This is a genomic window from Microcystis aeruginosa NIES-843 (assembly GCF_000010625.1).
GTDB classification, from domain to species: Bacteria; Cyanobacteriota; Cyanobacteriia; order Cyanobacteriales; family Microcystaceae; genus Microcystis; species Microcystis aeruginosa.
In genome coordinates, this window is sequence record NC_010296.1 from 5,014,927 (window position 1) to 5,036,155 (window position 21,229).

14 protein-coding genes, 2 tRNA genes and 1 pseudogene are annotated in these 21,229 nt (G+C 45.3%); 10 read left to right on the forward strand and 7 right to left on the reverse strand.

The window, feature by feature from the left end; translation table 11 throughout:
* Window positions 1-44 precede the first annotated feature (44 nt).
* Window positions 45-230, forward strand: a complete 186-nt coding sequence (locus tag MAE_RS30900; RefSeq protein ID WP_012267777.1) for a hypothetical protein — start codon at window positions 45-47, stop codon at window positions 228-230.
* Window positions 231-286: 56 nt separating this feature from the next.
* Window positions 287-4,291: a DNA-directed RNA polymerase subunit beta' gene (locus tag MAE_RS23685; protein WP_002796211.1), complete on the forward strand. Its 4,005-nt coding sequence runs from the start codon at window positions 287-289 to the stop codon at window positions 4,289-4,291.
* Between the two features lie 533 nt (window positions 4,292-4,824).
* On the opposite strand, the gene MAE_RS23690 is transcribed toward MAE_RS23685, so the two are convergent.
* The 3 genes from MAE_RS23690 to MAE_RS23700 form a co-directional block, all read right to left on the reverse strand.
* Window positions 4,825-4,898 (reverse strand) — tRNA-Pro (locus MAE_RS23690).
* A 40-nt stretch (window positions 4,899-4,938) separates the two neighbouring features.
* Entirely contained in the window at window positions 4,939-5,454 is a 516-nt protein-coding gene (locus MAE_RS23695) for a GNAT family N-acetyltransferase (RefSeq protein ID WP_002736326.1), read from the reverse strand.
* Between the two features lie 106 nt (window positions 5,455-5,560).
* A tRNA-Ser gene (locus MAE_RS23700) sits at window positions 5,561-5,645 on the reverse strand.
* Window positions 5,646-6,244: 599 nt separating this feature from the next.
* On the opposite strand from MAE_RS23700, the gene MAE_RS23705 reads away from it, so the two are divergent.
* Together MAE_RS23705 and MAE_RS23710 are read left to right on the forward strand one after the other, a co-directional pair.
* Complete coding sequence (locus MAE_RS23705) at window positions 6,245-7,006, forward strand: peptidylprolyl isomerase (RefSeq protein WP_002796212.1); 762 nt, start codon at window positions 6,245-6,247, stop codon at window positions 7,004-7,006.
* A 75-nt stretch (window positions 7,007-7,081) separates the two neighbouring features.
* Window positions 7,082-10,051: a peptidase domain-containing ABC transporter gene (locus tag MAE_RS23710; protein ID WP_002796213.1), complete on the forward strand. Its 2,970-nt coding sequence runs from the start codon at window positions 7,082-7,084 to the stop codon at window positions 10,049-10,051.
* Between the two features lie 18 nt (window positions 10,052-10,069).
* Here the strand turns inward: MAE_RS23710 and MAE_RS33625 are convergent, their stop codons facing one another.
* Complete coding sequence (locus MAE_RS33625; protein ID WP_158303562.1) at window positions 10,070-10,234, reverse strand: hypothetical protein; 165 nt, start codon at window positions 10,232-10,234, stop codon at window positions 10,070-10,072.
* Here MAE_RS33625 and MAE_RS23715 point away from each other — a divergent pair.
* A complete protein-coding gene (locus MAE_RS23715) occupies window positions 10,233-12,002 on the forward strand; it encodes an HlyD family efflux transporter periplasmic adaptor subunit (RefSeq protein WP_041804347.1) in 1,770 nt (589 codons plus the stop codon). The two genes, MAE_RS33625 and MAE_RS23715, sit on opposite strands and share 2 nt — an antisense overlap.
* Here MAE_RS23715 and hisA read toward each other — a convergent pair.
* A complete protein-coding gene (gene hisA / locus MAE_RS23720; protein ID WP_002796216.1) occupies window positions 11,999-12,760 on the reverse strand; it encodes a 1-(5-phosphoribosyl)-5-[(5-phosphoribosylamino)methylideneamino]imidazole-4-carboxamide isomerase in 762 nt (253 codons plus the stop codon). The two genes, MAE_RS23715 and hisA, sit on opposite strands and share 4 nt — an antisense overlap.
* A gap of 369 nt (window positions 12,761-13,129) precedes the next feature.
* Here hisA and MAE_RS23725 point away from each other — a divergent pair, with 369 nt between their 5' ends.
* Together MAE_RS23725 and MAE_RS23730 are read left to right on the forward strand one after the other, a co-directional pair.
* Window positions 13,130-13,411 (forward strand): helix-turn-helix domain-containing protein, encoded by a 282-nt coding sequence (locus tag MAE_RS23725; RefSeq protein WP_002796218.1) that lies wholly within the window; start codon window positions 13,130-13,132, stop codon window positions 13,409-13,411.
* Entirely contained in the window at window positions 13,395-13,946 is a 552-nt protein-coding gene (locus MAE_RS23730) for a TolB family protein (protein ID WP_002796219.1), read from the forward strand. The genes MAE_RS23725 and MAE_RS23730 overlap by 17 nt, the downstream gene beginning before the upstream one ends.
* A 546-nt stretch (window positions 13,947-14,492) precedes the next feature.
* Here the strand turns inward: MAE_RS23730 and MAE_RS23735 are convergent.
* Both MAE_RS23735 and MAE_RS23740 read right to left on the reverse strand, forming a co-directional pair.
* Window positions 14,493-14,843, reverse strand: a pseudogene (locus tag MAE_RS23735) (transposase); the annotation flags it as partial.
* Window positions 14,844-14,989: 146 nt separating this feature from the next.
* On the reverse strand, window positions 14,990-16,177 hold the full coding sequence (locus tag MAE_RS23740) for an RNA-guided endonuclease InsQ/TnpB family protein (RefSeq protein WP_012266620.1): 1,188 nt from the start codon (window positions 16,175-16,177) through the stop codon (window positions 14,990-14,992).
* An 84-nt stretch (window positions 16,178-16,261) separates the two neighbouring features.
* Between MAE_RS23740 and MAE_RS30915 the strand changes: the two genes are divergently transcribed.
* The 3 genes from MAE_RS30915 (at window position 16,262) to MAE_RS23750 (ending at window position 21,200) form a co-directional block, all read left to right on the forward strand.
* Entirely contained in the window at window positions 16,262-16,405 is a 144-nt protein-coding gene (locus MAE_RS30915) for a thiamine pyrophosphate-binding protein (RefSeq protein ID WP_269462396.1), read from the forward strand.
* A 330-nt stretch (window positions 16,406-16,735) separates the two neighbouring features.
* Complete coding sequence (locus MAE_RS23745; protein ID WP_012267783.1) at window positions 16,736-18,625, forward strand: alpha-amylase family glycosyl hydrolase; 1,890 nt, start codon at window positions 16,736-16,738, stop codon at window positions 18,623-18,625.
* Between the two features lie 76 nt (window positions 18,626-18,701).
* Window positions 18,702-21,200: a family 16 glycoside hydrolase gene (locus MAE_RS23750; RefSeq protein WP_012267784.1), complete on the forward strand. Its 2,499-nt coding sequence runs from the start codon at window positions 18,702-18,704 to the stop codon at window positions 21,198-21,200.
* The last annotated feature ends 29 nt before the right edge of the window (window positions 21,201-21,229 follow it).

Below are 21,229 nucleotides of genomic sequence, written 5' to 3' on the forward strand. Positions count from 1 at the left end.
TTATCAGTTATCAGTTATCAGTGAGAAGTCAGGAGTCAGTCCCGATGAAAAAATTTTCACCCCCACAGATGAAAGAGGTTTCTTTCCCTACACCCCACACCCTACACCCTCTTTCCAGTCAGGAGACAGGAGAGAATTTTCAAGGAAAAAGCCAAAAAAAGGACAGTAAAGTAAAAATTTGCCTATTCCCCGTTCTCTATTCCCTGTTTCCTGTTCCCTTTTCTAACTGATAGCTGAATGCTGATGGCTGATAGCTAATAGCTGTTTACTTGTTACCCGGATCGAGATGTTTTATAACCAAACTGTTGACAAAGGAAAACTGAAAAAACTGATCGCTTGGGCCTATCAAAACTACGGTTCGGCGCGCTGTTCACAAATGGCCGATGAATTGAAAAACCTCGGGTTTCGTTTCGCTACCAAAGCAGGGGTTTCCATTAGTGTGGATGATTTAACCGTACCGCCGGCTAAACGACAGATGATCGAAAGTGCCGAACAGGAAATCCGGCAAACCGAACAGCGTTATGTGCGCGGGGAAATCACCGAAGTGGAACGCTTCCAAAAAGTAATTGACACTTGGAATAGTACATCTGAATCGCTTAAAGATGAAGTAATTCGCAACTTCCAAGTCACCGATCCCCTCAACTCCGTCTATATGATGGCTTTCTCCGGGGCGCGGGGTAATATGAGCCAAGTGCGTCAGTTAGTGGGAATGCGGGGATTAATGGCTAATCCCCAGGGGGAAATTATCGACCTCCCGATTAAGACTAACTTCCGGGAAGGATTGACCGTTACCGAATACGTTATTTCCTCCTACGGGGCGCGCAAAGGTTTAGTTGATACAGCCCTACGGACGGCAGATTCCGGTTATTTGACTCGTCGTCTCGTCGATGTGTCCCAAGATGTCATCGTCCGCGAGGCAGATTGTGGCACTAATCGTTATGTTGAATTAACCGCCATGACCGATGGCGATCGCGTGTTAATTCCCTTAAGCGATCGCCTATTAGGTCGTTCCTTGGCCGAAGATGTGGTGGTCAATGGAGAAGTGATCGCCACCCGCAACCAGATTATCGATGACGAAACCGCCGAAAAACTAGGGCGACTCGTCGATAAAATCAAAGTCCGCAGCCCCTTAACCTGTGAAGCAGCCCGCTCGGTTTGTCAAACCTGTTACGGTTGGAGTCTGGCCCACGGTCATCCGGTGGATATGGGGGAAGCAGTGGGAATTATTGCCGCCCAATCGATCGGGGAACCGGGGACTCAGTTAACCATGCGTACCTTCCACACCGGGGGCGTATTTACCGGAGAAGTGGCCCGGCAAGTGCGGAGTCCCTTCGAGGGAACCGTGCGTTTTCTGCCGGGGTTAAGTATCCGTAACGTGCGAACTCGCCACGGGGATGAACGGGATCAGGTGGAGGCACCGGGGGAAATTAAATTAACACCCAAGGATAAAACTAAAGAAACTGTCACCTACTCTTTGACTCCTGGTTCGCTGCTATTCGTCACCGATGGGGAAACAGTAAGCGAGGAACAGTTACTAGCGGAAATTACCTCCGATAAAGTCCAAAAATCCACGGAAAAAGCCACAAAAGACGTAACCAGTGACTTAGCTGGCGAGGTGCTATTCTCCCAATTAGTGCCAGAAGAAAAAACCGATCGCCAAGGCAATACCACCCGCATCGCCCAACGGGGGGGATTACTATGGATTCTCTCCGGAGAAGTGTATAACTTGCCCCCAGGAGCCGAACCCGTGGTCAGTAACGGCGATCAAGTACAAGTGGGGGATGTTCTAGCGGAAACTAAGTTAGTATCCACTAACGGCGGTTTGGTGCGTTTAGCCCCCAATAGCCGGGAAATCGATATCGTCACCGCTTCCGTGTCCTTGGATCAGGCCGAGGTAAAAGTAGAAAGTAGTGCCGGTCGGGAACAGTTTATTATTCATACGGGAGATGGTCAAAGCTTCCTACTGAAAACCACTCCGGGGACAAAAGTACAGAATCATGCCATTGTCGCCGAGTTAATCGACGATCGCTATCAAACCCACACCGGCGGTATGATTAAATACGTCGATATCGAAGTCGCCAAAGGCAGCCGCAAACAGGGTTATGAAATCACCAAAGGCGGCACGATCCTCTGGATTCCCGAAGAAACCCACGAAGTTAATAAAGATATCTCCCTCTTACAGGTGGAAGATGGGCAGTATGTGGAAGCAGGGGAAGAAGTGGTTAAAGACATCTTCTGTAACTCTAGCGGTGTGGTGGAAGTCATCCAGAAAAATGACATCCTCCGGGAGATCATTGTCAAACCGGGGCTGTTATTTATGGATCTCGAACCGGAATCCTCCGGAATTGCCCAAGAACAGTTAATTTACCCCGGGACACAGTTAACCCCCGAAGTCACGATCGAGGAGTTACGGCAAGCGGAATGGGTGGAAACTAACGAGGGTTTGGGTTTACTACTGCGACCGGTACAGGAGTTCACTGTACAAGACCAATCCACTTCTCCCACCCAAGGTTCCGCTAACCAAGAAGGAGGACGACATATCGAACTGCGATCGGTGCAGCGCATCTTCTTTAAAGACGGTGAAAGAGTTAAATCCGTCGAGGGTTGTCAACTGATCAGCACCCAATTAGTCCTCGAAATTTCCAGCGAAGAACCAGAATCAGTCTCCCATCTGACGGCCGATATCGAGTTAGAACCGATTGAGGACAGGGATTGTCAGCGTTTACAGTTAGTTATTCTCGAATCTCTGGTGCTGCGTCGGGATAGTGATAATGATCCTTTAGGCGGTAATATTCAGACTCGCGTTCTCGTCCAAGATGGCGATGAAATTCCACCGGGGGCAGTGGTGGCCAGAACCGAAATCCAGTGTAAGGAAGCTGGAGAAATTCGCGGGATTCGCAAGGGCAGCGAAGCGGTGCGCCGTCTTTTAATTGTGAGTGACCGTGACGAGTTTATTCTCCCGCTCGCTGTTGCTCCCACCGTCAAGGCCAGGGATCTGGTAATCGCCGAAGCTGAGATCGCTGCCGGAGTTTTAGCCCCCAATTCCGGTCAAGTGCTGGCCGTTGACAAAACCGCCACTGGCTATGAAATCCGTCTGCGTAAGGCCCGACCCTACCGAGTATCGGCGGGGGCCATTCTGCACATCGACGAGGGAGATCTGGTCCAACGGGGCGATAATTTGGTGCTGTTGGTGTTTGAGCGCTCGAAAACCGGGGATATCATTCAAGGTTTACCGAGAATCGAAGAACTGCTCGAAGCGCGTAAACCGAAAGAGGCCTGTGTCCTGGCACGCAAGCCGGGAGTTTGTCAAGTGGAGTACCAAGATTCTGAGATCGTCGATATTAAGGTGGTCGAGGATGACGGCACGATCAGTGAATATCCGCTTTTAGGCAGTCAAAACCCTCTGGTGAGCGATAATCAGCGTATTGATGTGGGTCAGGCGTTAACCGATGGTCAGGCTAATCCCCACGAGATTTTAGAGGTGTTCTTTAATTATTATGTGGATAGCCTGGGCAGTTACGAGGCAGCCCTGAAAGCCTTGGAAAAAACCCAGATGTTCCTCGTTGATCAGGTACAGTCGGTTTACCAATCCCAAGGGATCGATATTGCCGATAAACATATTGAAGTGATCGTGCGTCAGATGACCTCTAAGGTGCGGATCGATGACGGCGGCGATACCAGTATGTTACCTGGGGAATTGTTGGAACTGCGACAGGTGGAGACGGTAAACGAAGCCATGTCGATCACCGGTGGGGCGGCAGCTAAATATACGCCTGTACTACTGGGAATCACCAAAGCTTCCTTGAATACCGATAGCTTTATCAGTGCCGCCTCCTTCCAAGAAACCACCCGCGTCCTCACCGAAGCGGCGATCGAAGGCAAGTCCGACTGGTTACGGGGTCTCAAGGAAAACGTGATTATCGGTCGTCTGATTCCGGCGGGTACTGGCTTCAATTCCCACGAAAACACGGCGGGGATCAGTGATTACACCCCCCCAGAGGAGGAATATAACTACAACAATCGTAGCTATTACGCTCCCCCCGGCGGCCTCGGCTTGCCTCCTCGTCCCGGTTTCGGCGATAGTAGTGAGGATAGCGATATGATTCTTGACGATCAAACCGCTCGCGCCTACGCTGAGGGTGATGTGGTCGATTTAGAGGATGATGAAATGGCTTTCCTCTCCTCCCGCGGCAGCAGTCGCTTTAGTCGCCAACCCATCAGCGATCGCTGGTCAGAAGCTGATGAGGAAGGGGAGGAGGACGATTTCGAGGAGGATTACGAAGAAGAATAATCGTCTGTGGAGATATTACAAGGAGCAGTGGGAGACACGGGGAGGCAAGGGCAATTTTTCTAGAGAAAAACCCTTGTTATCCCCCAAAAATCTCCTGCTTCTCTCCCCAAACTCCCTAATTTTCTGGCTAACTCATACTAAATCCGGTTATTAAAGACTGATTATCTATTGCCCCTTTTGCCTATTGCAAGAGTGCCTTTTGCCTGTCCTCATAAGTAGGGTTGGCTGAATAAATCTAAAAACCTTGTTGGGTAAGACTTTTAGACTTTTTGTCAATCAAAAAGTACCTGGCATGGGAGTGATCAGGGGGAAAATTCCGGGACTTTTTCCCTGAAAATTAGGTAATTGGCCACCTCAAAACCGGTAAAACCCCACACCCCACACCCTGCCCCCAGGAAAAACTTTTTCAGCAGACCCTAAGTAGCCTATACTCAACGGATTTAGTATCACCTGAGTTTGGCCATAAAAGAAGGCAGCCTTTTTTGTCAACCGGAAAGGAGACAAAGTTAAGATTTTAAGAATTTTCTCTCAAGTCGGGATGACAGGATTTGAACCTGCGGCATCCTGCTCCCAAAGCAGGCGCGCTACCAAGCTGCGCTACATCCCGAAGTAAACTCCTTTTTTAGTATAGCCTAAGAGCGGCATTCTTAATCGGGATACCAAAACATCCCTTTGATACCCTCGGGATCGAGAACAAAACCGAGACGACGATAGAAATCCACCACCTGCGGATCGGCGAAAAGAGTTATATTACTGATGTCCTCACCCCGCAACTTCCTGATCATAAATTTCATTAATGCTTTACCAAAGCCTTTACTTTGATAGTGAGGATGAACAACCACATCCCAGACTGTAGCATTAAAAGCGTGATCGGAAGTGGCACGGGCAAAACCCACTAAACGACGGCGATTACCTCGCACTTCCCACATCGACACCACTAAAAAACTACATTCGATCGCCTTTTTAACTTTGCGTAAAGGACGACGGGCCCAACCTACCGAGTCACAAAGTTCTTCTAACTCATATAGATCTAGCTCTCGATCGGTACTAAAAAACACTCGCGTCTGTCCGAGGTCATTCTGGGCAACCTCTACCAAGTCTCCCGAATAGTCAGGAGATGCAGTGACTTCCGAGCTATTAAACAATCTTTTCCAAAAAACCATGCCGGGGGGCTACTGCCTCAATATTGTCCTTTTAGCCTAGTATATTTTATTTTCCCCTCTCTAAGAACAATCGGGCCACTGGAGTCCAAATTTGATTGGTTGAGTACGGAGAGGGTGGGATTTGAACCCACGAACCATTGCTGGTTACTCGATTTCAAGTCGAGCGCGATCAACCACTCTGCCACCTCTCCAAGGCAGCCATACCTAATATCTTATCATTAGAACTCTTGCATAAATCAAAAAATTTTCCGCAAATGCAGGTAAAAGGGTTGCATATTATAGAATATAGGGTTAAGGGTTAAAATTTCCCCTTTCCCCCTTCCCCAATTTCTGCAAGAAGTCTATTCTAGTCAATTAGAGGCACAATTAGGGTTGGCTGAAAAAGTCTTTCCTGGCGGCAGGGTGTGGGGGTTTACCGATTTTCAGGGAAAAAGTACCTGAATTTCCCCCCCCCTGATCACTCCTAGGCCTGGCACTTTTGGAGCTCAAAAAAGTCTAAAAGTCTTAGCCAACAAGGTTTTTAGATTTATTCAGCCAGCCCTAATTAGGGGTTTCTGAGCAGCATTTTGGGCGGGCCGATCGGCCGAACCAATTCCCCTCACCATCCCCGCCAAGATGACCGACTTATTTGTTTAATTTCTGTAATTTTCGGCTTTCAAGGGGGAAAACTAAAATTAGAATGGGGAGGGTGCCTTAAAATTGCTGTTTTGACGTATAATCACCTCAATAAAATTTAGAAGCTCCTAGAGTTGATAGTTTTCAACATTTCTGTGAGGAAAATGTATTTATTATGAGTTCAATTATTGAAATCGGCGACCACAAAATTAGCGATTCAGCGGTCTTGCCTCTTTTGGCAAAATATGGTATGTTACCCCAGTTATTCCGGGAAGTAATTATCGAGCAAGCGATTGCCGATATCACCTGCAATCCCGAAGAAAGAAACGCCGCCTATTCCCGTTTCTATCAAAATAATCAAATTGCCAACGATGAACAAATGAAATCTTGGTTACGACAAAACGGGATGGATTCCGAACAACTAGAATATCTAATTCTTCGGGACATTAAACTGGAAAAATTTAAACAGGAGACTTGGGATAACAAAGTAGAATCCTACTTCTTGCAAGTCAAAAATCAATTGGATAAGGTGGTTTATTCCCTGATTCGGACAAAAAATATCGGCATTGCCCAAGAACTATTTTTCCGGATACAGGATCGAGAAAATAGCTTCGCTGAACTAGCCAAAAAATACTCCCAAGGAGCAGAAGCAGAAACCGGAGGACTAATCGGACCTGTGGAACTGAGCACTCCCCATCCCCAGATTGGGCAAATTCTCAAAGCAAGTAAACCGGGGCAACTGTGGCCACCGACGCAAGTGGGAGAATGGGTCGTAATTGTCCGGTTAGAAAAATACTTATCCTGTGAACTGGATCCTCCCACCCGTCAACGCTTACGGAATGATTTATTCCAACAATGGTTAATGACTCAAATGCAAACAGTGAAATTTATCTCCGAATCAACCCCAGTCAATAGCGAGCAGGTATCGATTATATAGCATCCCTTGCCAAGCTGGGTAAACCCAGTCTTTTCGCTTAATTATTTGCCAACTTAGTCAATTTTCGCCTAGCTAATGAGTTACACCACTTTAGATTTTACCGCCTTTCTGGAGACTGTACAGCCCTTCGATCGCCTGCCCGTCGAGGTTAGACGTTCCCTCGGCCAGAAATTACAACCCTTTCGCTATGAGATGGGCAATGCGATACTCAAGTGCGATCGCTTACCCTCCCACCTCGTCCTTCTCTACGAGGGAGAGGCCAGACTTTTGGGTTACGATGCTAGGGTTAACAATCCGCTGCCGGTCACTTTGGCTAAATTACAGCCGGGGGATTTATTCGGGTGGATGAGTCTTCTGCGCGCTACCCCCTGTGAAACGGTTATCGCTTCTTCGGAAGTCACGATCTGTTTAACCTTAAAACAAGAGGATTTTTGGTCTTTAATCAATAATTACCCCGAATTTAAGGAACATTTCTTTAAAGAAACCTCGATCGCTGAAGTTTATGCTCTCCTAGGCTCCTATCTTAATCAACAGGCCTGGGGTGGGGGAGACCTGAAAGAAATTGCTCAGGCTCTTTTAAACAAAGCTTGTGTGTCCTACAACCAGATTAACGATGATTATCTCTGGTTAGTCAGCGAAAATACCGATAATTATCCTATCGGCACAGTTATCACCCAGAACAATCCGACTAACACGCGCTTATTAGGTCTTTCCTCCGACCAGTTAGACAAGTTCTTGACAGTGGAAACCGAAGCGGCTGCGGAAACAGAAACGGATGATATCTGGGAAACCCAAGTCATTAAGGGAAATAAACCCACCCAGGTATTAGATATCCCCCAAGGAAGAATAAGCGACATCACCAGCGATATCGACGTTGAAAAAACTGTCGAGAAAAACCGGAAATCCTATCCCTTTTTCGGGGGAAAAACGGAACTAGAGGCGGTGAGTGCCTGTTTTCAGATGCTCTGCAAATATTTTAATATCCCCTTTCGCAAGGACGTGATCCAACGCATCCTAGGAGATCAACTGCAAAGAACTGGCAGCCTTTCCCTGCCTCTGTGTGGGGCTGTGGCCGAGGTAGTGGGACTCCATAGCCAATTAGTACCCCTAAATGCTTCTTCCTTGCCCAATATCAACCCTCCTGCCCTAATTCGCTGGCAAGACACCATCGTTATCCTCTACGAAATTAATCAACGGGAAACCACGATCGCTGTTCCCCAAAGGGGGATAATTAAACGCAAAACCAGCGAATTTCTGGAATTTTGGGACGAAAAAGGGGAAGTAATTCTGCTCAAACCCACCAAACACACCCAGCAACAGCGTTTTGGCCTATCATGGTTTTGGCCTTCTGTCAAGAAACATAAACGAGTCTTAATAGAAGTTTTTATCGCTTCTTTCTTCGTGCAGTTATTTGCCCTGGCCAATCCCTTGATGATTCAGGTGATCATCGATAAAGTGATCGTGCAGAATAGCCCGGAAACCTTGAATACCCTCGGGGTTTTCCTGTTAGTAATTGCCGTTTTTGAGGGAATTTTAACCTTTTTGAGAACATCCCTTTTTGTCGATACCACTAATCGCATCGACATGACCCTCGGTTCAGAAATTATCGATCACCTGCTGCGCTTACCCCTGAAATACTTTGAACGGCGGCCAGTGGGTGAAATTTCGACAAGAATCAACGAATTAGAGAATATTCGGCAGTTTTTAACAGGTACAGCCCTAACGGTGGTGTTAGATGCCATTTTCTCGGTTATCTACATCGTGGTTATGTTGATCTATAGCCCGATTCTAACCGTTTGGGCCCTGGGAGTCGTGCCGATTTTAGTTCTCTCCACAGCTATTTTCGCACCGATCGTGCGGCGACAACTGCGAGCAAAAGCCGAACGAAACGCCGAAACCCAATCCTATCTAGTGGAGGTAATGACGGGAATTCAAACGGTGAAAGCACAGAATATCGAATTGCGTTCCCGTTGGCAGTGGCAAGAACGTTATGCTCGCTATGTGGCCGAAGGTTTTCAAACGGTAATGACCTCAACTTTGGCCGGTTCCTTTAGTCACTTCTTTAACCAATTATCGGGTTTATTAGTGCTATGGGTGGGAGCAGCCCTAGTTTTAGACGGAAAACTCACTCTTGGTCAATTAATTGCCTTCCGGATTATCGCTTCCTACGTTACCTCGCCGATTCTGCGTTTGACCCAACTCTGGCAAAACTTCCAAGAAACTGGCTTATCCCTGGAAAGATTAGCCGATATCGTCGATACTCCCCAAGAAGCGGAACTCGATCGCCAAAACATCCCTATGCCCTTAATTAAAGGCACCGTCACCTACGAAAACCTCGCTTTCCGCTTCAATCCCCACGGACCCCTGCAACTATACAACGTCAATTTAGAATTCCCCGCCGGCACTTTTGTCGCTTTGGTGGGGGAAAGTGGCGCTGGGAAAAGTACCATTACTAAATTGTTAGCCCGTCTCTACGAACCAGAATCGGGACGGATTCTCATCGATGGCTACGATATCAACAAAGTGGAACTCTATTCCCTCCGTCGTCAAATCGGCATGGTTCCCCAAGAAACCCTATTATTTGACGGTACGGTACAGGAAAATATCGCCCTGACTAACCCCGATGCGACTGTGGAGGAAATTGTCTCGGCAGCGAAAACGGCGGCGGCCCACGAATTTATTATGACCCTGCCCAATGGCTATAATACCCGCGTCGGTGAACGGGGGGCATCCCTATCGGGGGGACAACGACAACGGGTTGCGATCGCTCGTTCCGTCCTGCAAAAACCGCAAATTCTCATTCTTGATGAGGCCACCAGCGCCCTCGACTATAACACCGAACGGCAAGTGTGTCTGAATCTCAAGGAAGTTTTCAAGGATCATACGGTCTTTTTTATTACCCATCGTTTAGCTTCGATCAAATCCGCCGATATTATTGTCATGATGGATAAAGGGACAGTAGCGGAGGAAGGCACCCACGAGGAATTAATGGCCAAAAAAGGCCTTTACTATACCCTCTATAAACAACAGGATTCGCAAATCTAGTCAGTCAGGGAACAGGGATTAGGGGATAGGGGATAGGGAAATGGGGAAATGGGGAAATGGGGAAGTTTCAACTAATACCCCAAAACCCCAACACCCCACACCCCACACCCCACACCCCACACCCCACACCCTACACCCACGAAAAACTTTTTCAGCAAACCCTAAATATAGGAGAATCCCCATGAACGGTAATTCTAACAACGGTCAAAAGGGCAACGGCAACGCTAAAAGCGATGAACTGACCCAAGCGGGTAAAAACGTGGCTACTACCACGAAAAATAAAAGTATTACCCCTTCTTTACCCACTTTCAGCCCACCGGAACAATCGGTGATCTTGAAACAATCACCCATTTGGTCGCGGACGATTATCTGGACATTAATGAGTGTCACCACTGCCGCTTTAATTTGGTCGGCGTTCGCCAAAATCGAGCAGGTGGTGGGCGCCCAAGGACAACTTAAACCCCAGGGGAAAGTGCAAGAAGTACAAGCACCGGTGAATGGGGTAGTACAGTTCGTGAAAGTGAAAGACGGCGATCGAGTTAACAAAGGTGATGTACTGGTTTTAATGGATTCCAGTGCCTCGCAAGTGCAGTTAGAATCCTTGAGAAAAATTCGCACCAGTGCTGAGAAGGAAAATCAATTCTATCGTCTCTTAATGGCGCAGGATCTGACACCGGCAGCAGTGGAAAGTTCGATCGCTCAATTAAAATTACCGAGTGAAATCGCCGATTTAGCCCGTAATCGTGCCGCTTTGGTGACAGAAAATCAACTTTATCAAGCACAGGTCAGTGAAGGTGCTTCTAGCTCTGCTTTACAAGGGGATGAATTAGCTCGTTTAGGGGCTGCTCGACGGGAGGCCAATTCTCGACAAGCGGCCGCTAGATTGGAAATGGAACAACTAGAAAAACAATTGGCCCAAACTAGGGTACAGTTGGCCGATGCCCGCTCGCAATTAATCAAAGATCGCTTAGTCTTAGAAGAAATTAAGACTCGTAATGCCAATTCGATGAAACAGGGCCAAGAAAGCTTGGATATCGAGCGTAATATTCTTAAGGATATTGAACCCTTGGGGGATGAAGGAGCGATCGCCCGTTATCAGATTAATAAGCAAAAACAATCGGTAACCGATCGCCAGAATGAATTACAGCAGCAAGAGGCTAATGGCAAAATCGATCGAGAAAAACAAGAGAAAGAAGTACAAACCCGCATCGCCGAAATTTCCCGCCTGGAACAGGAAGAAAAGCGTTATTTCCTGTTGATCTCCCAAGCGCAAGAAAAGCTGATTAATACCACGGTAATCACGGAAAAAGATGTGCGCGATAAAATGGCGGACAATTACAAACGGATCGCTGAAATCGATAGTCAGATCAGTCGCATTATCATTGATAACAACAAGCGCATTGCCGAACTAGACAGTCAAATTAGTCAAGCACAACAGACCATTAAATATCAAAAAATTACCGCCCCCATCGATGGTGTGGTCTTTGATCTCAAGGCCCGGCCCGGGTTTGTTCCCCAACCAAGTCAAGCGGAAGCATTATTAAAACTTGTTCCCGATGGCTGTCCCACCGAGGTGAAAGATGCCGCTAAAGGTTGTTTAGTGGCAGAGGTGGACGTGACTAACCAAGACATCGGTTTTGTGCGCGTGGGACAAAAAGCCGATATTCGCATTGATTCCTTTTCCTACAGTGAATACGGCGATATTAAGGGAGAAGTAATCTCGATCGGTTCCGATGCTTTACCTCCCGACGAAAATCACCGTTTTTATCGGTTCCCCGTCCGGGTACGCTTGAACAGTCAAGAGTTAGTTTTGAAAAATCAATCCACTCTACCGCTGCAATCGGGGATGTCCGTGAGTGTCAACATCAAAGTCAATGAAAATCGCACCGTTTTGGGACTATTTACCGATATGTTCAATAAACAGGTGGATACTCTCAAACAAGTCCGTTAAGCGAAAAAATTCGGGGGTACATCCTGCCAACGGCCTGAACCGATCGCGCTAATCGCTTCCGAGAGGTTAACTGCACCGGTATAAAGAGCGCGGCCCACGATTACTCCCGTTACTCCTAAAGGTTCCAAAGACAATAAACTCAGTAAGTCCGTCAGGGAACTAATGCCCCCAGAGGCGATCACAGGAATCTCGACAGATTCGGCTAATTCTCGCAAAGCGGCGAGATTAGGGCCAGAAAGCGTGCCATCTCGATGAATATCAGTGTAGATAATCGTGCTGGCTCCTCTTTTTGCCATATCTTGACCAAGAGCGATCGCCTCTACCTCGGAAGTTTCTAACCAACCCCTGGTGGCTACTTTACCATCGCGAGCATCAATACCGACAATTATTTGCCCCGGAAAGCTTTGACAAAGTTCGCTGACTAATTCTGGCTTTTCTACGGCGACTGTCCCTAAAATCGCCTTTTCTACCCCGATTTTTAGGAGATTACTCACCGTTTCTAGATCCCGCAGTCCACCCCCCACCTGTACGGGAATGGCAATATCATTAAGAATTGTTTCAATAGTTGACAAATTAACCGATTTACCCTCTTTGGCTCCATCCAAATCAACTAAATGTAATCTGGTTGCCCCCTGATTGACCCATTCTCGCGCCACTATTGCGGGATTATCGTTAAAAACCTGCGATTGTTGGTAATCTCCCTGATAAAGTCGCACACATTTGCCATCGAGAATATCAATAGCGGGGATAACTTCCATGTTTTTCTCAATATCTAACTAAGGAGCGTTTTTCATTATATAGTACCAGCCGTCAGAATTCAGGAGACAGGAGGCAGGAGTCGGTGGTCAGGAGATAGGGTGGTCACTGCGTGCGCATTGCGGGGGGTGTTGGGGTGTTGAGGTGTTAGGGTTTTAGTTGAAATTCCCCCACTTCCCCACTTCCCCACCTCCCCATTTCCTACACCCCACTTTCCTATACCTTTTAAACGGGATTGAGGATGAGGGGGTCTTAGCCAGCTATTTTAGCTATTTCTGGTTGCTTAGAGATAATCTTCAGAATATTAATCGATTCCTAGGAGAAAAAATTCTTCTAGAATGATAAGTAAATATACGAGAGGAATTATACTCATGTCTGCTGCGAAGTTTCAAACAGCCGCTTCATTATCCGATCGAGAGCTAGAAATACTCGATTTAGTGGCTAATGGTTTAACTAATCAAGAAATCTCGGAAAAGCTAGAGATTAGTAAGCGTACCGTTGATAATCATATTAGTAATATCTTGACGAAAACAAAAACCGATAATCGGGTGGAATTGGTGCGTTGGGCATTGCATTGGGGTAAAGTTTGTCTTGATGATATTAATTGTTGTATCCTTCCTTCCCCAGCGCCGACTGATGATCAGGTTTCCTAAACTTCTGGGACTTTTTCTTGCGGTTAATATCATCAGTCTGGGGGGATGTAGTGATGCGGGTTTTGTCACCCCTCCCCAACAGCTTTTAGGAAATACTTTAAATACCCCTTCCTCTGAAGATAATCCCCGTTTTAACTACGATGGTCGTTATCTGGTCTTTGCCTCCGATCGCAGGGGACAACGAACGATTTATTTATTCGATCGAGTGGCTAATCGTTTAGTTCCCCTGCCGGGGTTAAATCAAGCAAAAACCTATCAAGATCAACCGGATATTAGTGCCGATGGTCGCTATATTGTTTATGTGTCGGAACAGTCCGGTAAACCCGATATATATATTTATGATCGACAAACTCTGCAAGCAAAAAATATCACCGAAAATATTTTAGGAGAAGTGCGTCGTCCGACGATTAGTGGCAACGGTCGTTTTATTGCTTTTGAAAGTAATCGTTTCGGTCAATGGAATCTGGAAATATTCGATCGAGGTGGCGAAATTTCTCCTTCTTTACCCCCGATCAATTCTTCCCCGTCCCGATAGTATTGGGGGAGAAGGGAGAAGGGAGAAGGGTGTGGGGTGTGGGAAGATGGGAGATGGGAGAGGAGAATATCCACACGCCCCGGAATCCCTCCACGCTTACTTTTTGCTCCGTCTCGACTCTTTCTTTTTCCTCGTCCAGCCGCGTAGGTAGGGTCTGCTGAAAAAGTTTATTGGTGGGGTTAGGAGTCGGTCGCCGGTCGTCGGTCGCCGGTCGTCGGGAGGGGAAGTCAGAATAACAGAATGACCTCGCACGTCTGGAAGCGGAACCCTTCGAGATCGAAGAGCGAAAGTGCCAGGGTTTTGAGTCCCTCGGAGCGATTTCTCAACGTTTGTTTCTGGCACTTTTTTGGCTAAAAAAGTGCCAAAACCGTTTTCTAGTAAGGCTTTCAGTAATTTTCAGCAAGCCCTAGGTATTCTTGATAAGCTAAACGGCGCTTAACCTGCATGATCCAACAGCTATAACCCTTTTGGAGTCTATATCGGTGATCCGAAGTAAAAGCCGTTTAGCTTACTTTCCACAGTCAAGGGTAGTTATGATCGATCATTCATTTGATAGATGGTTTCGTGACTGAGAAATTCTTGACTGGCTCTTTTCAGACGACCTGCTATTTGTTCCGGACTATGATAATTTTTCAATCCTTTTTTCACCAACTCTAAGGCCGACTCGCTGACATTTTTAAAGGGTTGTTTGGCATTTTTTTGGTGCGTCTCGCTTTGAGCTTGTGCTGTGTCAGGTAGATAGCAGCCGAGGGAACTTTGATTCCTTCTTAATTCTCGTGATATTGTGCTTTGATGACATCCGAGCCAGACGGCCATTTGCCGTTGAGATAAATTTCCCTCTTGACTAAGTTAGTAGAGCAAGTTTCTTTGTTCTATGTTAAGATGTTGTCGGCTCATTTTTGGGTCTGATTTGTTGTTGTTAATGATCAGACAGTACCTGATGAGCCTTTCTTTTTCAACTCTTGAGGTTGATGCGTTTCATTTTTGAATTGACGATTTTTTTGACATCCTCACCGCCGTAAACGGACGGTGATTCCCAAACCTCACGATTTAGGTTTCTGCTTCTTTCCCTTGCGGGGTTCCGCACCTGCCTTAACAGATTTACTCTGTTCTGGTCTTATGGTCGCTCTACAGACTGACACCGCAAGCCCTGCGGCCAAAATATTTTTACTGGCGTTAATATCTCGGTCATGGTGTGTCCCACAGTCTGGACAGTCCCATTCTCGAATATTTAACGGCATTTTCTCAGCAATATACCCGCAATTACTACACCTTTTAGAGCTAGGAAACCATCTATCTATTTCGATGTAATTTCTGCCGTACCAACGGCATTTATAGGCTAATTGTCGGGTGATTTCTCCCCAGCTAACGTCAGATATTGCCTGAGATAATTTCGGGTTTTTGACCATATTCTTGACGGCTAAATTCTCAACCACAATCGTTTGGTTTTCACGAACTAATTGAGTGGTTAGCTTGTGTAAATGGTCTTTTCTGTTATCGGTGATTCGAGCGTGAATCTTGGCTACTTTGATTCTCGCTTTTTCCCGATTTTTTGACCCTTTCTGTTTTCGAGAAAGACTTTTAGATGCTCTTCGCAGTCTCCGATAATGCTTTTTAAAATGCTCAGGATTAGATACTTTGTCACCATCGCTGGTAATGACAAGGCTACTAATTCCTAAGTCAATTCCAATGGCTTTATCTGTTACTGGTAATGGCTTAATCGTTGGGTCATCAAATCTTATTGAGATATGCCAACGTCCTGAAGGATGTAATCTGACTGTTACTGTGCTTGGTTCACAGCTTTCTGGGATGTGTCTTGACCATCGAATAGGTAAAGGTTCTGTGCATTTAGCTAAATAGATTTGTCTGTCTTTAATTGTAAAAGCAGATTTGGTAAATTCGGCACTTCCTCCCTGATGTTTTTTCTTAAAGTTAGGATACTTAGTACGACCAGCAAAGAAATTAGTGAAAGCTGTTTGTAAATGTCTTAACCCTTGTTGTAAGGGTACACAGCTTACTTCATTGAGAAAGTTTAATTCTTCTTGCTTTTTCCAATCGGTTAGCATTGAAGAAGTTTGAGCGTAGCCTACTCTTTCTTGTCTTTCGTACCATGCTTGTGTTCTGACATGGAGAGCTTTATTGTAAACTAATCTTACACAGCCCAAAGTGCGCCGCAATAGCGACTCTTGTTCGGGTGTGGGGTAAAATCGAAACGAATAGGCTTTTTCCATACCTCACATTTTAGCATATATTTCGTAAACGATGCTCATATTTAACAGTAAAGCCGTCGTAGAACGACGGGGTTTCAGACCCAAATTTTCGATGAAGGAGGGGCGGCTTTTATGGCTGACGGTTATGCCAGAGCGAGGCAAGGATTTGGTGTTTGTATTGGACTCGGTGGGCCAGGTGTGACCAACAGGGTGACGGCGATCGCATCCGCACTGAGCGATACCGACTAGGGGGCGAAATTACAACCACAAGGCACATCCTTGGCAATAAAGTGTATAAGTTAATTTGGGCTGCAACTATAGGATAATTAGGGTCTGCTGAAAAAGTTTTTCCTAGGGGCAGGGTGTAGGGTGTGGGGTGTGGGGTGTGGGGTTTTACCGATTTTGAGGGGGTCAATTACCTAATTTTCAGGGAAAAAGTCCCTGAATTTACCCCTGATCACTCCCATATCTGGTACTTTTGGATTTCAAAAAAGTCTAAAAGTCTTATCCAGCAAGGTTTTTAGATTTATTCAGCCGGCCATAATTAGGAAGAAAAAGTTGAGGTTATAAAGAATAATCATGTCTAGAACGCTAGTTGAAGCAGCAGCACCTCAAGAACTGAGGTTGGCAGACTTAAAGCCCCGTGGACGGGTTAATCCAAGTCCTGCAACCTGGAGAGACCAGATTTTATATTTTCTCCTACCAGATCGCTTCAGCGATGGTGGAGAAGGTGGTCGAACACTATTCGATCGCTCCAATCCATCGACATTCAGGAAGAATGATAAAAAACAATGGATGGCTGGCGGCAAAATATTTCAGGGAGGAACGATCGCCGGAATAAAAAGTAAATTGGACTACCTGCAAAATTTAGGCGTTACCACTCTTTGGATTGCCCCTGTTTGCAAACAAAGAAAAGATTTAGAAACTTATCACGGTTACGGAATTCAAAATTTCTTAGAAATCGATCCTCGTTTTGGTACTCGTCAAGAATTGAGAGATTTAGTAGATGCTGCCCACACCAAGGGTATGTATGTTCTATTAGATATTATCTACAATCATTCGGGAAATAACTGGTTTTACAATGTAGGTGGAAGACCAAAAACTACTGAAAAGTACCGTTTTGCTCCACCTTATCCAGTTCATGGGTGGCGTTCTGATACTGGAAGTAGTATTCCTATTTCAAGCATTTCTCCCTCTGATTTAGAAGACGGTGTTTGGCCCCAAGAATTCCAAGATTTAGACTGGTATACCAAAGCTGGAGAGATTTGCAAATGGGATCCCGAGGGTTGGGAAGAGCCGCTTCATCCAGATAATGAATTTCGACGAGGTGATTTTTCCGACCTTAAAGACCTCAATCTCAATAGAAGTGATGTTTTAAATGCTGTTATCAAAGTCTATCAATACTGGATTGCTCTCAGCGATTGTGATGGATTTCGGATTGATACTGTCAAGCACGTTTCTTGGGAAGCATCCCGTAACTTCTGTGGTGCAATTCACGAATATGCCGAGTCGATTGGCAAGGAAAACTTCTTGCTTCTTGGTGAGGTTACTGGTGGTGCTGATATGGCGCGCAACTATCTAGAAATCTTTGGTCGCAATCTAGATGCTGTTTTAGATATCGGCGAACCACCACAAAAACTAGCAGGAATGACTAAAGGGTTTAGAGAACCAAGCGATTTTTTTAATCAGTTTGCAGGTCATGATTCTCTTGGTAGTCATCGTGAAACAGGACGCTATCACGTCTCAATTTTAGATGACCACGATATGGTGGGACGTGGTAAAAATCGATTTGCAGCTAATAATCCTAATTTAGAACAAGTTGCCCATGCAGTAGGTGTGCAGTTGACTACTCTAGGCATACCCTGTATTTATTACGGTACTGAGCAAGCATTTGATGGTAAAGAATCTTATCACGACTTTAGTATCGAACCACGCGATAGCAACGGCAAAATTCCTTTCGATGATCGCTATATTCGAGAGTCCATGTTTGGTGGAACTTTTGGAGCTTTTGAAACCGAAAATTGCCATTTCTTTGATGAAAATCATCCTACTTATTTACGTATTGCCGCGATCGCTCTTATCCGTAATGGAGATAACAAAATCGGTCTAGCTTTACGTCGCGGTCGTCAGTATTTAAGGGAAACATCTATCTTAGGAAGACCTTTTAATATACCAGCAAGAGAAGAGTTGGTAGCCTGGTCTCGCATTCTCTTTGACCAAGAGGTTCTGATAGCAGTTAATACTAATGGGACTGCGGTCAGAGGTGCAGATATAACTGTAGATGGCTCTTTAAGTCCTATTGGAGGACAAATGACCTATCTTTACAGGAGCGACTGGGCTGATAGTCAATTACATACCCCACCCACAGATCAAACTGTAAACATTATTAGTAATGGCAGTCGTGCCACTGTCAAAATCGATTTACCGCCTGCTGGAATGGCTATCTTAACCCACTTTCCGTCAAATTAAAGGAGAATAGAAAGGAAAATAAAAATATATTACGCTCCCAAAGTCTATTGTTCACCTACCAAAGAGTCCATAAATTATGTCTCAGAATGAGTCCAACGTTAACAATCAAGACACGTCATTTGCTTTCGGTACTGATATTTTAGGTCGCTACTTCTGTAACACCCTAGAGGAGGCAGCAAAAAGCAATGAAGCCAAACCATTTGATGTGGTGGTGATCGGATCGGGAATGTACGGTTCGTATATTGCGAGTAAGCTCTACCACTGGAGTAAAAATAAAAAGCAACTTGGAGAGGAAAAAAGGTTAAAAATCCTCATCCTTGAAGCTGGTCCTTACATCGTACACGAGCATATCGAAAACCTTCCACCTAAAACTGGCATTTTTGATGAAAATATCGATCACCCACACATGAAGTCCCCATATGTATGTCATGTTCGTCGAGCAGGGATGGGTGAGGAGTTTTTTGGGGAAGTAAAAAAGCATAGCTACTGTGTTGGGGGTAAATCGTTGACGTGGGGGAAGTGGTCGCCACGTCTTACCGATGAAGATTTAGCGTCTTGGCCAAAAGAGCTTAGAGATTTCCTATATGAGAACTATAAAGAGGTAGAAGACGAGACAGGTGTTTCTGACTACTCAGACCTTATAAATGGGACTCTTTTTAAGGGTCTGAAGAAATTTCTAGAGGAAAAGCTAAATTCACCAGATCTAAATCATCTCAAACTTAAAGATCCACCTGTGGCTGTCGCGGCAAATAGCACCCGATCTGGAGTGTATAGCCCTGATGCTTTCAGTAGTCTTGGTAGGCTCTTACAAAATATACGGATTGAATCCCAGTACGATGATGTGCCGAAGCCCAATGATCCCATTTGGAAATCTAAATCAATCTTTCTTGTTCCGAATACGTTTGTATACAAGCTTGAAACCGATAAGGGTTCTGTCTCTCGCATACATGTAGTCGATAGCAACTCTCAAAAAACAAGCTCTTTTGAACTTTTAAGCAATTGCGAGGTGATCTTGGCTGGTACGGCTGTAGAATCTACCAGGCTTGTACTCAACTCATTTCCCAGATCGGACTCTTTAAAAGAGAACCAAGAGTTAATCGGGCGTAATCTGATGGGGCATCTGTTCAGTGCGGTAACAGTTCGGATTAAGCGAGAAGCACTTGGATTCCTTAAGGAGGATGTTCTTGAGTCTGCCCTTTACCATCTACAGGGCTACAGCGAACGTTTCAAGAAAAGTTACCATTTCCAATTCCTCTGTAGCTCTGATCCTGGCTTTGATGTTTTCACGACTCTCTATAAAATGTTTTACGATTATGAGGAGCTTGTCGATACATTAGGGTCGCAGGATCAGGAATGGGTCACTCTATTGATATTCACGGTTTCTGAGGTGCAAGGAAAGCCAAAGGCTCCACTTTACACAGAAGGCTCGAATTGGATGAATTTAAGTAAGGATCAAATCGAAGTATTCGGTGAAGTGAAATATGCTAAGCCCTACTTGAAATGGGAAAGTTCACCAGAAGATGAGGAATTCTGGGACGAGGTTCATTCAACTTTATTTGACTTTCTTTCATCACTGGTATCCTTTGGTGCCATCGAATACCAAGATCCGAATGATGCTAAAAAATGGACACCAGAGAAGCCGACACAATTCGACCCATACCAAAAGACTGAGGCATTTTGGAATTCACGCCATGAATCGGGTACGCTATGGATGGGTGAAAATCCTGATGAATCTGTAACAGATCTAGACGGCAAATTACACCACATTCAAAATGTTTACTGCGCTGACCAAGCGATTTTTCCTACTGTTGGTTCTGCCAATCCTGTACTCACAGGACTAACCCTATGCCGTAAGATTGCGGATTCAATTATTAAACGCCACATCTCATCTGAATTTGTCGAGGAAGAAGACGCGGATTCAATTATTGAACGCCACATCTCATCTAAATTTGTCGAGGAAGAAGACTTTGAAATTCTTTATCGAGGTGACTTCAAATCAGATGGTTGGAAATTTTTGGAATCAAATAAATCAGGTGCCAAAAACTTCTTTGATATTAAAGATAGTTTGCCTATATTGGGTGCGGGAGTTTCCGATAAAGATGTCAAAATGGGTGCTCTTTGTTATACACGCAAAAAATTCAAAAATTTCATCTTAAAGTTAGAATGGAAAGCATTTGCCATCGAAGCAAACTCTGGTATTTTTCTAAGGAGGCCAGAACCTAAAGGTGAATCTTTCTATGACAATCTCATCGAAGTTCAAATTGACGAGACTGCCTATGACTACAAAAAAAAGATATACGGAAGTCCTTTACATAAAACAGGTGCAGTCTATGATATATTTCCTGCTCAACGATGGGCTACTAAGGTGATTAGTCCTCGAAATTCAGAGCATCCTGGATATTGGAACAGCTGTGAAATCACCGTACAGGATAATACGATTGAGGTTAAACTCAATGACAAAATAGTTAGTGCGGGAACTTTTTCTGAATCCGTGAACCTCGAAGGTTTCATTGCCTTGCAATGTCATACAGAGGTCGTTCAGTTTCGTAATATTCGGATCAAGGAACAACCCTAAAATAATCAGAACAAAAAGAAAGATGGATA